General features: G+C 61.3%; 11 protein-coding genes. 10 read left to right on the plus strand and 1 reads right to left on the minus strand.

Annotation, left to right across the window (positions count from 1 at the left end; all coding sequences use genetic code 11):
- Nucleotides 1–5: 5 nt before the first annotated feature.
- Nucleotides 6–1,340 carry a guanine deaminase gene (guaD, locus tag B9Z33_RS06950; protein WP_108287034.1) on the minus strand — a complete coding sequence of 445 codons (1,335 nt, stop codon included), beginning with the start codon at nucleotides 1,338–1,340 and terminating at the stop codon, nucleotides 6–8.
- 167 nt (nucleotides 1,341–1,507) lie between these two features.
- Between guaD and B9Z33_RS06955 the strand changes: the two genes are divergently transcribed.
- From B9Z33_RS06955 to B9Z33_RS07000, 10 genes are all read left to right on the plus strand, one after another.
- Entirely contained in the window at nucleotides 1,508–3,046 is a 1,539-nt protein-coding gene (locus B9Z33_RS06955; RefSeq protein WP_108286317.1) for an ABC transporter ATP-binding protein, read from the plus strand.
- Nucleotides 3,033–4,118: an ABC transporter permease gene (locus B9Z33_RS06960; protein WP_108286318.1), complete on the plus strand. Its 1,086-nt coding sequence runs from the start codon at nucleotides 3,033–3,035 to the stop codon at nucleotides 4,116–4,118. The genes B9Z33_RS06955 and B9Z33_RS06960 overlap by 14 nt, the downstream gene beginning before the upstream one ends.
- A complete protein-coding gene (locus B9Z33_RS06965) occupies nucleotides 4,118–5,038 on the plus strand; it encodes an ABC transporter permease (protein WP_108286319.1) in 921 nt (306 codons plus the stop codon). The genes B9Z33_RS06960 and B9Z33_RS06965 overlap by 1 nt, the downstream gene beginning before the upstream one ends.
- 52 nt (nucleotides 5,039–5,090) lie before the next feature.
- Nucleotides 5,091–6,227, plus strand: a complete 1,137-nt coding sequence (locus tag B9Z33_RS06970; protein WP_108286320.1) for a BMP family ABC transporter substrate-binding protein — start codon at nucleotides 5,091–5,093, stop codon at nucleotides 6,225–6,227.
- 117 nt (nucleotides 6,228–6,344) lie between these two features.
- On the plus strand, nucleotides 6,345–7,394 hold the full coding sequence (locus B9Z33_RS06975; protein ID WP_108286321.1) for an adenosine deaminase: 1,050 nt from the start codon (nucleotides 6,345–6,347) through the stop codon (nucleotides 7,392–7,394).
- Between the two features lie 93 nt (nucleotides 7,395–7,487).
- Nucleotides 7,488–8,585 (plus strand): BMP family ABC transporter substrate-binding protein, encoded by a 1,098-nt coding sequence (locus tag B9Z33_RS06980; protein ID WP_108286322.1) that lies wholly within the window; start codon nucleotides 7,488–7,490, stop codon nucleotides 8,583–8,585.
- A 97-nt stretch (nucleotides 8,586–8,682) separates the two neighbouring features.
- Nucleotides 8,683–9,252 carry a dCTP deaminase gene (dcd, locus tag B9Z33_RS06985; protein WP_019425458.1) on the plus strand — a complete coding sequence of 190 codons (570 nt, stop codon included), beginning with the start codon at nucleotides 8,683–8,685 and terminating at the stop codon, nucleotides 9,250–9,252.
- Between the two features lie 54 nt (nucleotides 9,253–9,306).
- Nucleotides 9,307–10,758, plus strand: coding sequence for a DEAD/DEAH box helicase (locus B9Z33_RS06990; RefSeq protein WP_108286323.1), 1,452 nt, complete (start codon nucleotides 9,307–9,309; stop codon nucleotides 10,756–10,758).
- Nucleotides 10,759–10,826: 68 nt separating this feature from the next.
- Complete coding sequence (locus tag B9Z33_RS06995; RefSeq protein WP_233252760.1) at nucleotides 10,827–13,052, plus strand: TonB-dependent siderophore receptor; 2,226 nt, start codon at nucleotides 10,827–10,829, stop codon at nucleotides 13,050–13,052.
- A 104-nt stretch (nucleotides 13,053–13,156) separates the two neighbouring features.
- Complete coding sequence (locus B9Z33_RS07000; protein ID WP_108286324.1) at nucleotides 13,157–14,032, plus strand: alpha/beta hydrolase; 876 nt, start codon at nucleotides 13,157–13,159, stop codon at nucleotides 14,030–14,032.
- The last annotated feature ends 97 nt before the right edge of the window (nucleotides 14,033–14,129 follow it).

The following is a 14,129-nucleotide window of genomic DNA, read 5'->3' on the forward strand; positions in this document are numbered from 1 at the left end:
CCGACCTACCGATCGACGTTCACGGCTTGCCCTTGCACCACCGTGTGTGCAATCAGGCGCTCGTCGCCCAGCACGATCATGGCAAACAGCCACTCCGCCAGGGTTTCGGTTTGTGCGCTGCGGCGTGCCAGCAGGGGCGTGGCTTTGGGGTTGAGCACCACAAAGTCGGCTTCGCAGCCGGGCAGCAGGTTGCCCACTTGCCCGCTCAAGTCGAGTGCAGCGGCTGCACCCGCTGTGTGTTGCCACCACAGGTGCTCGGGAGTCAGGCTGATGCCCGGGCGGCCCACACTCTGCCGTGCCACAGTGTAGGCCGCGTGCATGGTGTGAAAGGGGCTGAAGCTGGTGCCGCCGCCCACATCGCTGGCCAGGCCATAGTGCAGACCTGCCGCATCGGATGCCACATAGTCAAAAAAGCCACTGCCCAAAAACAGGTTGCTGGTGGGGCTCACGGCCGCGGTCGCGCCGACTTCGGCCATGCGCCGGCGATCAGTCTCGTCCAGGTAAATGCAATGCGCGTAGACCGAGCGTTGGCGCAAGAGGCCTGCGCGGTCGTACACGTCCAGATAGCTGCGCGCCTCAGGGAACAGTTCATGCACCCAACGGATTTCGTCCAGGTTTTCGGCCACATGCGACTGCACCCACACATCGGGGAATTGCTGAGCGATCTCGCCCGCGCCGTGCAATTGCGCCTGTGTGCTGGTGGGGGCAAAGCGCGGCGTGATGGCGTAGCCCAGGCGGTCTACACCGTGCCAGCGGCGGATCAGGTCTTCCGTCTGGCGCAAGCTCAAGTCGGTATCGGTGTCGCGCAGGCCGTCGGGGCTGTGGCGGTCTTGCAGCACTTTGCCGGTGATCATGCGCAGGCGGCGCTTTTGCGCCACGCTCATGAAGGTATCCACCGATTCGGGGTGTGCCGTGGCAAAGCACAGCGCGGTGGTCACGCCGTGGCGCATCAGTTCATCCAGAAAAAAGCCCGTGACCTCGGTCGCATAAGCCGGGTCGGCAAACTGCTTTTCGTGCGGAAAGGTGTAGTGCTCCAGCCAGGGCAGCAGGCCGTCGGCGGGTGAGCCGATCACATCGGTTTGCGGGTAGTGGATGTGCAAATCGACAAAGCCCGGCGCGATGCACAGGCCGGGCCAGTGGGTGACGGGCAGGTCGGGGTAGTGCGGCGCGAGGTCGCGGTAGGGACCGATGGCTTGGATGCGCACGATGCCGTCGGACTCGCGGGCAGTGACCAGCAGGCCGTCGGCTTCGTGGCGGGCTTTCGGCTGGGCCGGGTCGGCAAACCACAGCAAGCTGGCTCGCCAGCCTTGGCGTTCGGTCAGTTGGGCGTCGTGGGGCATGGGGCGGTTGTCGGGCAATCAGGGGTGAATACGGGGATAAACACCCGGGAAAAGGGGGTGTTTGCAGTGGTACATTGTGCGGCAATCTCCTGGCTTGCAAGGGGGGTGCCAACGCTTCAGGCACAGACTTTGCAAGAGACTTATTCAGTTCCTCCATCGCACCCGACATGACCACCCCCCTTTTGTCTTTGCAGGGCATCACCAAACGCTATCCCGGCGTGGTGGCCAACCAGGGCGTGTCGCTCACCGTGATGCCCGGCCAGGCGCATGCCGTGCTGGGCGAAAACGGCGCAGGCAAATCCACGCTGATGAAAATCATTTATGGCTCGGTCAAGCCCGACGAGGGCCAGGTATTTTTCAAAGGCCAGCCGGTCAGCATCCGCAACCCGCAAGAAGCGCGCAAGCTGGGCATCAGCATGGTGTTTCAGCATTTCAGCCTGTTTGACACGCTCACCGTGGCCGAAAACGTCTGGCTGGGTCTGGACAAAACCCTGAGCCTGGCCGAGGTGACGCGCCGCATCGAGGCCAAAGCGGCCGAATACGGCCTCAACATCGAAGCCGCCCGCCCGGTGCACACGCTGAGCGTGGGCGAGATGCAGCGCGTCGAGATCATCCGGGCGCTGCTGTCGGAGCCGCAACTGCTGATTCTGGACGAACCGACCTCGGTGCTGACGCCGCAAGCGGTTGAGAAACTCTTTGTGGTCCTGCACAAACTGGTCAGCCAGGGCGTGAGCATTTTGTACATCTCACACAAGTTGCACGAGATTCGCGCCCTGTGCAGCGCCTGCACCGTGCTGCGTGGCGGCAAAGTCACCGGTGTGTGCGACCCGCGTGAAGAGACCAACGCCAGCCTGAGCCGCCTGATGATCGGGGCCGAGCCGCCTGCGCTGGCCCCCACCCCCCGCACGCCGGGCGAGGTGGTGTTGTCGGTCAAGGGCCTGCAACTGCACAAGCAAGACCCGTTTGGTGTGGACCTGCAAGGCATCGACCTGCAAGTGCGCAGCGGCGAGGTCGTGGGCCTGGCCGGGGTCTCGGGCAATGGTCAGCGCGAACTGATGTGGGCCTTGTCGGGCGAAGACACCCGTGCGCCTGCGGCGGCCATCACGCTGGCGGGGCAGGGTGTGGGCCACTGGGCCCCGCGTGCGCGGCGCAGCCTGGGCCTGCACTTTGTGCCCGAAGAGCGCTTGGGCCGGGGGGCGGTGCCGTCCATGAGCCTGGCGCACAACCTGTTGCTCACGCGCAGCGAGGCGCTGGGCGCGGGCGGCTGGATCCGCATGGGCGCACTGGCCGATCAGGCGCGCAGCATCATCGGGCGCTTCAAGGTCAAGGCCTCGGGGCCCGATGCCGCAGCGCGTTCGCTGTCGGGCGGCAATTTGCAAAAGTTCATTGTGGGGCGCGAGATCAGCGCGGCCCCGAAGCTGCTGATCGTTTCGCAACCCACCTGGGGTGTGGATGTGGGTGCAGCGGCGCAGATTCGCGCCGAGATATTGGCGCTGCGCGACGCGGGTTGCGCGGTGCTGGTGGTGAGTGAGGAGCTGGAAGAATTGTTTGAAATTTCCGATCGATTGCATGTGATCGCCAAGGGCCGCCTGTCGCCCTCGTTGCCCCGGGCCGAGGCCACGGTGGAGCGGATTGGTGAATGGATGAGCGGCCTGTGGCCTGACGCGTCCGAGATGGCACAAGGAGTGCAACATGCTCAAGCTTGAAGCCCGTCCTCAGGCTTCGCGCCTGTGGACCTATGCCTCACCGGTGCTGGCCCTGGTGCTCACCGTGGTGTTGGGTGTGATTTTGTTCATTGCACTCGGCAAAGACCCGGTTCGTGCCTTACAGATGTTTTTCTGGGAGCCGATCAAATCGGGCTATGCCCTGGGTGAGCTGATGGTCAAGGCCACGCCGCTCTTGCTGATCGCGCTGGGGCTGGCGGTGTGCTTTCGCTCCAATGTGTGGAACATTGGGGCCGAGGGCCAGTTTGTCATTGGCGCGGTGTGCGCCGGGGGCGTGGCCATGCTGGCGGGCAAAGACACGGGCCGCTGGGTGGTGCTGGCCATCATCGCAGCGGGTGTGCTGGGCGGCATGCTGTGGGCGGGCCTGACGGCTTTGTTGCGCGACCGCTTCAACGCCAGCGAAATTTTGGTCAGCCTGATGCTGGTCTATGTGGCCGACATGGTGCTGAGCTATCTGGTTTATGGCCCCTGGAAAGACCCGGCGGGCTACAACTTTCCGCAGACCAAAACCTTTGAGGCCGTGACGCAGATCCCGCGCCTGATGAGCGGCTCGCGCGTGAGCGTGGGCCTCTTGATCGCGCTGGCGGCGGCGGGGGCCTTGTGGGTGTTTTTGTTCCGCACCCGGGCGGGCTTTGCCCAGCAGGTGGGCGGGCTGGCACCGGATGCGGCGCGGTATGCGGGCTTTTCTTCGCGCAAGGCGCTGTGGGTGGCTTTGCTCACCTCGGGCGGTGCGGCGGGTTTGGCGGGCGCGCTGGAAGTGGCGGGGCCGATTGGGCAGCTGACGCCTTATGTGCCTGCGGGCTACGGATTTGCCGCCATCATCGTGGCCTTTGTCGGGCGCTTGCACCCGGCGGGTATGGTGCTGTCGGCGGTGCTGATGAGCATGTTTTACATCGGCGGCGAGCTGGCGCAATCGCGTCTGGGCCTGCCCAAGTCGATCACGGGCGTGTTTCAGGGCTTGCTGCTGTTTTGCCTGCTGGCGTGTGACACGCTGGTGGCCTACCGCTTGCGTTGGGTCGCTGCCCAGTCTGCGGTCCAAGGAGGGAAAGTCTGATGGAATCGTACGCACTGTTGGTGGCCGCCACGCTGAATGCGGGCACCGTGCTGGCGCTGGCCGCTTTGGGTTTGCTCATCAATGAAAAAGCCGGGGTGCTCAACCTTGGGGCCGAGGGCATGATGCTGTGCGCGGCCATCGCCGGGTTTGCCGCCGTGATCCACACCGGCAACGACTGGATCGGGTTTGCCGCCGGCATGGGCGCGGGCGCTGTGCTGGCCGCCATCTTTGGTGGGCTGGTCATTTGGCTGGGCACCAACCAATACGCGACCGGCTTGGCGCTTAGTTTGTTCGGCGTGGGTTTTTCGGCCTTTGCGGGCATTGGCTATGTGCAGGAGAAGCTGCCCGAGCGGGCCTCGCACGCCATTCCATTCCTGGCTGACATTCCGCTGGTGGGTCCGGCCTTCTTCCGTCAGCACCCGCTGGGCTACATCACGATCGCACTGGTTTTGGGCCTGATCTGGTTTTTGTACAGAAGCCGCCCCGGTTTGGTGCTGCGCTCGGTGGGCGAATCGCCCGAGTCAGCCCATGCGCTGGGCTATCCGGTGCGCCGCATCCGCCTGCTGGCGGTGGTGGTGGGCGGGGCGCTGTGCGGCTTGTCGGGGGCCTACATCTCGGTGGTCTACACCCCGCTGTGGGTCGAGGGCATGGTGGCCGGTAAGGGCTGGATCGCGCTGGCGCTGACCACTTTCGCCACCTGGCGACCGGCACGGGTTTTGCTGGGTGCTTACCTGTTCGGTGGCGTGACCATGTTGCAGTTTCACTTGCAAGGCGCAGGCGTGGATGTCTCCAGCCAGCTGCTCACGGCGCTGCCGTATGTCTCGACCATCGTGGTGCTGGCTTTGATTTCCCGCAACCCGACCTGGATCCGGATCAACATGCCAGCGTCGCTGGGGAAAACTTTCCATCCCGGTTCATAATGAGTTTTTTCAACCCCCCCTGTAACCCTGTTCAATAACAAAAGGAACTGACATGACAGACATCTCCAAGCGCACCGTCGTCAAGATGGTGGCCCTGACCGCTGTGGCTGCCGCCGCACTGGTCGGCTGTGGCAAGAAAGAAGAAGCCCCCAAGGCCGAAGCGCCCGCTGCGGCCAAGGCCGAGCCCCTGAAGATCGCGTTTGCTTATGTTGGCCCTGTGGGCGACGGCGGTTGGACTTTTGCGCACGACAACGGCCGCAAAGCCCTCGAAGCCGAGTTCGGCGATAAGATCGTCACCAGCTTCGTTGAAAAAGTGCCCGAAAGCGCTGACGCCGAGCGCGTGATTCGCGACATGGCCGGCCAAGGCAACAAGCTGATTTTTGGCACCACCTTCGGCTACATGGAGCCCATGCTCAAAGCCGCAGCGGACCTGAAAGACGTCAAGTTCGAGCACGCCACCGGCTACAAAACCGCCGAGAACATGCGCACTTACGACAGCCGCACCTACCAGGGTGCGTACATGGCTGGCGTGATCGCAGGCAAGATGACCAAGACCAACACCGTGGGTGTGGTCGGTTCCATCCCAATCCCTGAAGTGATCCGCAACATCAACAGCTTCACGCTGGGTGCTCAGTCGGTCAACCCCAAGATCAAGACCAAAGTGGTCTGGGTGAATGACTGGTTCAACCCACCAAAGGAAACCGAAGCCGCTACCGCCCTGATCAACGGCGGCGCTGACGTGCTGATGCAAAACACCGACTCGCCTGCCGTGTTGCAGACCGCCGAGAAGATGGGCAAGCGCGCCTTCGGCTGGGATTCGGACATGACCGCCTACGGCCCCAAGGCCCACCTGGGCTCGGCCGTGATCAACTGGGGCCCTTACTACATCAAGGCCACACGTGACGCCCTCGAAGGCAAGTGGGCCACCGGCCAAAGCTGGTGGGGCGTGAAAGAAGGCGCGATTGACTTTGTGTCGGTGGCCGCTGACGTGCCTGAAGATGCCAAAAAGAAACTGGAAGAAGTCAAAGCCGGTCTGAAAGACGGCACTTTCGAAATCTGGAAAGGCCCGATCGTGGGTCAGGATGGCAAAGAAGTGCTGGCCAAAGACGCCGTGGCGGACGACAAGTTCTTGGGCGGCATCAACTTCTACGTCAAGGGCGTGGAAGGCAAGATTCCAGGCGGCAAGTAAGCGCTTGTATGAACGGCCTTCTGGCCGTTCAAACCTTTTCAAAAGGCTGCTTTCGGGCAGCCTTTTTTCGTTCTGCGGGCTTAACATCAAGGCTCATGTCTTCATGGGGAAATTGAAATGTTCAAAGTCCACGGCATTGCTTCTCATCGCTTGCCCGAATTGCTGAGAGTCATGCCCAAGGCAGAGCTGCACATCCACATCGAAGGCTCTTTGGAGCCCGAGCTGATCTTTGCTTTGGCCAAGCGCAACGGCGTGCAACTGCCCTATGCCGATGTGGCCGCCTTGCGCAGCGCCTACGCCTTCACCAACCTGCAAAGTTTTCTGGACCTGTACTACGCCGGTGCCAGCGTGCTGCTGCACGAGCAGGACTTTTACGACATGGCTTGGGCGTACTTTGAAAAAGCCGCTGCCGATCACGTCGTGCGGGCCGAGCTGTTTTTTGATCCGCAAACCCACACTGAACGCGGCGTGGCCATGGGCGCGGTCATCGAAGGCCTGCACCGTGCCTGCCGCGATGCGCGCACACGATTGAACATCAGCGCCGATTTGATCTTGTGTTTCTTGCGTCACTTGTCTGAAGAAGACGCTTTGGCCACGCTGGAAGAAGCCATGCCTTGGCGTGAACATTTCATTGGCGTGGGGCTGGATTCGAGCGAAGTGGGCCACCCGCCCGAAAAGTTTGCCCGCGTGTTTGCCCGTGCCCGCGAGTTGGGTTTACATGTGGTGGCCCATGCGGGCGAAGAGGGGCCGCCCGCTTACATCTGGAGCGCACTCGATGTGTTGAAGGTCGAGCGCATCGACCACGGTGTGCAAGCCATCCACGATGCTGCGCTCATGAAGCGGCTGGCCGATGCACAAATGCCACTCACCGTGTGCCCGCTGTCCAACCACAAATTGTGTGTGTTCAAGACCCTTGCCGACCACAACCTGGGCCAGATGCTGGACGCGGGCCTGCGCGTGACCATCAACTCGGACGACCCGGCCTACTTTGGCGGCTACCTGAACGAGAACTACCTGCAGACCTTTGCTGCCCTGCACCTGAGCGCCCAGCAGGCCTACAAGCTGGCCGCCAACAGCATCGAAGCGAGCTTTGCGCCCGAGGAAGACAAGCACCGCTGGATGCACGAGCTGAAAGCCTGTTTTCAGGGCTTTTCGGAGCAGGACTGAGGGTCTCGGGTCTCTTGATAAAATCCGACCCCGAAGCCCGCTGCCCCGGCGGGCTTCGTTTTGTGTATCACCGGGGCCATGTAGAGGACTACCATGTATAAAAACCTCGCTGCCACGCTCGTGGCCGCCTGCTTTTTTGTTTCGGCCGCACAGGCTCAAATTCCAGCGCAATCTCCCACCAAAATCACCGAGCCCATCAAGGCAGGTTTTGTCTATGTCTCGCCCATCACCGAGGCAGGCTGGACCAAACAGCACGACGAGGGTCGCAAGGCGGTCGAGCGGGCTTTGGGCGATCAAGTCAAGACCACCTTTGTGGCCGATGTGCCCGAGGGCGCAGACGCCGAGCGCGTGATCCGCGACCTGGCCCAGCAGGGCCATCAGATCATTTTCACGCCCAGCTTTGGCTACATGGAGCCCACGCTCAAGGTGGCCAAAGAGTTTCCGAATTTGAAGTTTGAATCGGTCACCGGGTTCAAGACGGCACCCAATGTGGCTGCATCGAACGCCCGTTATTACGAAGGCCGTTACCTGGCGGGCATCGCCGCTGGACGCATGACGAAGTCCAACGTGGCCGGTTATGTGGCGGGTTTCCCGATCCCCGAGGTGCTTCAAGGCATCAATGCCTTCACCTTGGGCATGCGCTCGGTCAATCCGAAAGCCACAGTCAAAGTGGTCTGGCTCAACGCCTGGTTTGATCCACCGAAAGAGCGCGAAGCGGCCATGGCTTTGTTCAATCAGGATGTGGATGTGATCGCGTTCCACACCGGATCGACTGCGGTGATGGCGGCTGCGCAAGAGCGCGGCAAGATGGCCGTGGCCTACCACTCGGACATGCGCAGGGTGGGGCCGGATGCCCAAATCATCGCCGTAACCCACCAGTGGGGTGACTATTACACCGCCCGCGTGAAGGCGGCCATGGCGGGTACTTGGACTTCGGGCAGCGTGTGGGGCGGGGTGAAGGAAGGGATGATCCGCGTGGGCGACTTTGGCCCGAAGGTGCCCAAAAAAGTCCAGGATGAGATTGCAGCCAAGCAAAAAGCGGTGGGTGCGGGCAAATTGCTGCCATTCGCCGGCCCGATCACCGACAACGAAGGCAAGGCGGTTTTGCCCGCAGGGCAAAGCCTGAGCGATGCCCAGATCTTGAACATGAATTACCTGGTGCAGGGTGTGGTGGGGCGCATCAGCCGCTGAACCTGCAGGCTTGGCCCCGGCTTGTGGCGCTGGGTGCCAGTCTGGTCCAGGCCCGGCGGGAGCCTCTAAAATAACTGAATTGACATAAAGGCACACCATGAGCATCAAGAGCGACAAATGGATCCGCCGCATGGCAGAGCAGCACGGCATGATCGAGCCGTTTGAGCCCGGCCAAATTCGCCAGAACGCCGCAGGCCAGAAAATCGTGAGCTACGGCACCAGCAGCTATGGCTATGACATCCGCTGCGCGCCCGAGTTCAAGGTGTTCACCAACATTTACAGCACCGTGGTGGACCCCAAAAACTTCGATGAGCGCAGTTTTGTGGACATTGAAGGCGATGTTTGCATCATCCCGCCCAACAGTTTTGCACTGGCCCGCACGGTGGAATATTTCCGCATTCCGCGCAATGTGCTGACCATTTGCCTGGGCAAAAGCACTTACGCCCGCTGCGGCATCATCGTCAACGTGACGCCCTTTGAGCCCGAGTGGGAAGGCTACGTGACCCTCGAATTCAGCAACACCACGCCACTGCCCGCCAAGATTTATGCCGGTGAGGGGTGTGCCCAGGTTTTGTTCCTGGAAAGCGATGAAGTGTGTGAAACCAGCTACAAAGACCGGGGCGGCAAGTACCAGGGGCAGGTCGGTGTCACGCTGCCCAAAACCTGAGGTCCAAAACCCGGTTTTTGGCCTGTCAGCCCAAAATGCGACAATAGCGGGTTAATGACCGACTCTTTTTCCAATTTATCGCTGGCGCCCACGCTGGCACGAGCCGTAGCCGAAATGGGCTACGAATCCATGACCCCTATCCAGGCCCAAGCCATTCCGGTGGTATTGACAGGCCAGGATGTCATGGGCGCAGCCCAGACCGGCACCGGTAAAACGGCGGCTTTCTCGCTGCCATTGCTGCAACGCCTGCTCAAGCACGAAAACCCCTCCACATCACCCGCCCGGCATCCGGTGCGCGCCCTGGTGCTTTTGCCCACGCGTGAACTGGCCGATCAGGTCGCCCAGCAGATTAAGATGTACGCCAAGTACACCCAGCTGCGCAGCGCAGTGGTGTTTGGTGGCATGGACATGAAGCCCCAGACGCTGGAGCTGAAAAAAGGCGTTGAGGTGTTGGTGGCCACGCCTGGCCGTTTGCTGGACCACATCGAAGCCAAAAACGCGGTGTTGAACCAGGTGGAATATGTGGTGCTGGACGAAGCCGACCGCATGCTGGACATCGGCTTTTTGCCGGATTTGCAGCGCATCCTGAGCTTTTTGCCCAAGCAGCGCACCACGCTGTTGTTCTCGGCCACGTTCTCATCTGAGATCAAGCGCCTGGCCGGCAGCTACCTGCAAAACCCCGTCACCATTGAGGTGGCGCGTCCCAATGAGACCGCGTCCACCGTCGAGCAGCGTTTTTACGCCGCGCAAGACGATGACAAGCGCCGCGTGATCCGCAAGGTCTTGGACGACCGGGGCATCAAGCAGGCGTTCATCTTTGTGAACAGCAAGCTGGGCTGCGGCCGTCTGGCCCGTTCTTTGGAGCGTGAAGGCTTGCGCACAGCGGCTTTGCACGGCGACAAGAGCCAGGACGAGCGCCTGAAAGCGCTGGAAGCCTTCAAAAAAGGCGAAGTCGATTTGCTGGTGTGTACCGATGTGGCCGCCCGTGGTTTGGATATCAAGGACGTGCCTGCGGTGTTCAACTTCGATGTGCCCTTCAACGCCGAAGACTATGTGCACCGCATTGGCCGCACAGGCCGCGCTGGTGCGTCGGGCTTGGCGGTGACTTTGGTCAGCCCGTCCGATACCCGCTTGGTGGGTGACATCGAAAAGCTGATCAAGAAAAAGCTGGAAGTGGAAACCTTGCCGCTGGACACACGCCCTGCTGGCCCCGCGCCAGAAAAGTGGGGAACGCGTTCGGAAGACCGTCCTCGCGGGCGGGCCTCAGAAGGTCGCCGCCGGGAGCACGATCCTCGTGATGCACTGGATGCACCGAACGAGCGCCGTGGTGGCTTCCGCCCTGCGCCGATCAACCGTGATCCGTTTTTCCAGAAGCCTTACGAGGCCACCGTGTCGGAAACTGCGCCCAGCTGGGAGCCGAGCGGCCCCAAAACGGTTCGTTCCTCGATCTCGGCCAATATCAAGCCGAAACGCAAGGTCGCGGCCTTGTTCAAATCGGGTCATTGATCGGGTTTAAAGCCCGGTCTTTACCTGGGCTTCAAACCTTCGTCACTTGACGCTGTCAAAATCAGCGGATGCGTGACATTTCCTCCCATTCCCCATTTTTCTCGGCACCCAACCCTGTGGTGCCTTTGCCTTTGCGGAGCACAGCGGCGGCCGCCATTTTGGTTGCGGCTTCCGGCTTTGTCTCGGCACAAACGGCATCGCCTGCGCCCGTTGCCACAGACCTGGGACAAGTTGAGATCCGGGGCAACCGCAACAATGACACCGAAGTGCGGCGCGAGTCCACCGCGTCCAAGATCGTGATCGGTCGTGAAGAGATCGAGAAACAAGGCGATGCAACCCTGGGTGAAGTCCTCAAGCGCCTGCCCGGCGTGACCGTGCAAGGCGCACCCGGACGAGGTGGCGCCATTCGGATGCGTGGCCTGGGCGGTGGGTATACCCAGATCCTGCTCGATGGTGAGCGCATGCCACCCGGGTTTTCTGTGGATTCACTCACCCCTGAGCAGGTCGAGCGCATTGAAATTTTGCGTGCACCGACCGCTGAGACGGGGGCTCGGGCCATCGCTGGCACCATCAACATCGTGCTGCGCGAAGGGCAGAAGGCCAATCCGGACGATTTGAAGCTCACGGGCAGTACCGAGCACGGCCATGGCTCGTCCCAGCTCAATTGGGTTCATAACCTCAATACCCAACCCTTGAGCGGCACTTTCACCTTGTCGGCGATGGACAGCCACCGGGCTGATGAGAGTGCGACGGAGATCCATTCGACAGTTCCTTTTGTTCCCGTTGATCAAGTGCGTTTGTCTGAGTCAGTGGGGCATCGCCAGGGCGTGCATGCCAACGCCCGTTTGCAATGGAAAGGCGAGCAGGGCAAAAGCTTGACCTTGACGCCATTTCTGATTTATTCCGAATACGCTGCCCAAGGGCGCATCGATGCCCGCCGACTGACGTCGGCCGCCATCACCGACACCGCTTTGACCGACAACCAGAGTCGTTATGCCGCCGCCCGTTTGAATGGCCAATGGGCCCAGCGCTTGGCTGCCGATGACCGATTGGAAGTGCGTTTCGGATTGGGTCAGTCTAAATACGACCAGCACATCACCCAGTCTGTCGTCAGCACCACCGGGCTTTTGTCGGGTGCTGTGGACGAGCAACGCTTCACCGACCGCAGCACCAGTCTGAATGGCAAATGGACGCGCGTGCTTGAGAACGGGCACCAGCTGGTGACTGGTTTGGAGCATGAAGGCGTGCGCCGTGTCGAAGAGGCCAGCGCAGGATCGGGTGACGACAGCGGCAACCTGAAGGCCCGCACAGCACGCTGGGCGGCCTACACGCAAGACGAGTTCAAGATCAACCCCAATTGGTCGGCCTATGCAGGTGTTCGCTACGAAAGCATCTTGACCGAGGGCCAAGTGAGCGAGGACCTCAAGCGCAACAAAAGCCAGGTGTGGACCCCGTTGCTGCACGCCTTGTGGAAGCCAGACCCGGCCAAGCGCGACCAGGTCCGCATGAGCCTGACCCGCAGTTACAAAACCCCAACACTCTACAACTTGGTCGCACCGCTGAGGTATTCGCGTGACTATCCTGTCTCTGGAGGCAACGTGCCCACCCAGCCTGACCGAGGGGGTAACGCCGATTTGCGACCTGAGTTGGCCTCAGGCATTGACATAGGCTTTGAGCGCTATCTGGAGGGCGGGGGTGTGCTCAGCGCCAACTTGTTCCACCGGAACATCCAGGACTTGATCCGTTATCAGACGAGCTTGCGCAGTGTGTCCTGGTCAAACCAACCGCGCTGGGTGTCTACCCCCCAGAACGTGGGCGATGCCGTCACGCAGGGCATTGAACTCGAAGCCAAATTTCGTTTGAACCAAGCTTGGGCCGAGGCTTGGCCTGTGGACATCCGCAGCAACATCAGCTTTTTCCGCTCCAAAGTCAAAGAGGTTCCCGGCCCCGATAACCGCCTGGATCAGCAGCCCAGCATGACCGCCAATCTGGGCGCGGATTACCGCTTGCGCAGCTCGCCCCTGACCTTGGGCGGCAACGTCAACTGGAACCCGGATTACGACACGCAGCGCAGTCAGGAGCAGCGGTCTTACCAAGGCATCAAGCGCGTGGTCGATGTGTATGGTTTGTGGCGTTTTTCTGCCGCCACGGCCTTGCGCCTGACGGTGAGCAACCTGATCCCGCGCGACTACCAAACCGCCACCACCTTCAGCAACGGCACCCTGAGTGAGACTGCCAAAACCACAGACCGCAACTGGCGCAACATCCAGCTGCGTCTCGAGATAAAAATCTGACGGCGCGGACCTCTGCGGCCCATTGGGTGCGAGGAGGCTGTCGCCTGTTGGGCAGAGTGGCCCTTGGGCTTGTGCCAAGATACAGGCCTACTTTGGAGACTTTCATGCCCATCAAAGACGCTGCCTGGCACGACCGCATGTACAACAACCGGGCGCTGGTGCCCGACTTTGCCGACCACTTCGCGCATTGGAAAAACGCCTCGGTGCAGGCCCGTGAAACACTCAAGCCTCTGCTGGATGTGCCCTATGGCCAGGGGCCCAACGAAACGCTCGACATTTTCCCCGCGGCCAAAACCAATGCCCCCGTGGTGATCTTCATTCACGGCGGATATTGGCGCAGCCTCGACAAGTCAGACCATTCGTTTGTGGCCCCGGCTTTGCGCGACATGGGCGCTTGCGTGGTGGTGGTCAATTACGCGCTGTGCCCCGGCACCGAAACGCAAGCGGTGACGGTGCCGGACATTGCCCTGCAAATGGCACATGCCACCGCTTGGGTCTGGCGACACATTGCCGCGCACGGTGGCGATCGCAGCAACATCACGGTGATCGGCCATTCGGCCGGTGGACACTTGGCTGCCATGCTTTTGGGTTGTGACTGGAAAAAAGTGGGGCGCGATTTGCCTGCCGGTCTGGTGCGCAAAACCATGTCGATTTCGGGTCTGTTTGATCTGGAGCCCGTGCGCAAAACACCGTTTGTGCAGGGCGATCTGCGCATCACCCCCGCGCATGTGCGCATGGCCAGCCCGGCCAAATGGCAACGCCCCCGCAATGGCGTGCTGTACACGGTGGTGGGGGGCGACGAGAGCCCGGAGTTTTTGCGCCACAACCGCTTGATTTACCAAGCTTGGGGTCCCAAGACCGTGCCTGTCTGCGAAGACTTGCCGGGGTTGAACCACTTCAGTGTGGTGACGGCGCTGACGCGAACAGGCAGCCGTTTGAATGCATTGGCCAAAACCTTGATTCAGCAGAAACCGGCATGAGCCAGCTTGACCGCCCATGATGTGGGTGAATGCAGTAAACCATTGTGGGAGTGGGCCCCTGCTCGCGAATGCGTACTGGGGCACAACAAGCATTCGG

Origin of the sequence: Limnohabitans sp. T6-20, from assembly GCF_003063505.1 — a bacterium.
GTDB lineage: Bacteria > Pseudomonadota > Gammaproteobacteria > Burkholderiales > Burkholderiaceae_C > Limnohabitans_A.

Excerpts from the sequence above, each read along its gene's own strand:
- B9Z33_RS06955 (WP_108286317.1), top strand. The coding sequence starts at position 1,508 with ATGACCACCCCCCTTTTGTCTTTGCAGGGCATCACCAAACGCTATCCC.
- B9Z33_RS07000 (WP_108286324.1), top strand. The coding sequence starts at position 13,157 with ATGCCCATCAAAGACGCTGCCTGGCACGACCGCATGTACAACAACCGG.
- B9Z33_RS06980 (WP_108286322.1), top strand. The coding sequence starts at position 7,488 with ATGTATAAAAACCTCGCTGCCACGCTCGTGGCCGCCTGCTTTTTTGTT.
- B9Z33_RS06990 (WP_108286323.1), top strand. The coding sequence starts at position 9,307 with ATGACCGACTCTTTTTCCAATTTATCGCTGGCGCCCACGCTGGCACGA.
- B9Z33_RS06970 (WP_108286320.1), top strand. The coding sequence starts at position 5,091 with ATGACAGACATCTCCAAGCGCACCGTCGTCAAGATGGTGGCCCTGACC.
- B9Z33_RS06960 (WP_108286318.1), top strand. The coding sequence starts at position 3,033 with ATGCTCAAGCTTGAAGCCCGTCCTCAGGCTTCGCGCCTGTGGACCTAT.
- B9Z33_RS06975 (WP_108286321.1), top strand. The coding sequence starts at position 6,345 with ATGTTCAAAGTCCACGGCATTGCTTCTCATCGCTTGCCCGAATTGCTG.
- B9Z33_RS06965 (WP_108286319.1), top strand. The coding sequence starts at position 4,118 with ATGGAATCGTACGCACTGTTGGTGGCCGCCACGCTGAATGCGGGCACC.
- guaD (WP_108287034.1), bottom strand. The coding sequence starts at position 1,340 with ATGCCCCACGACGCCCAACTGACCGAACGCCAAGGCTGGCGAGCCAGC.
- B9Z33_RS06995 (WP_233252760.1), top strand. The coding sequence starts at position 10,827 with ATGCGTGACATTTCCTCCCATTCCCCATTTTTCTCGGCACCCAACCCT.
- dcd (WP_019425458.1), top strand. The coding sequence starts at position 8,683 with ATGAGCATCAAGAGCGACAAATGGATCCGCCGCATGGCAGAGCAGCAC.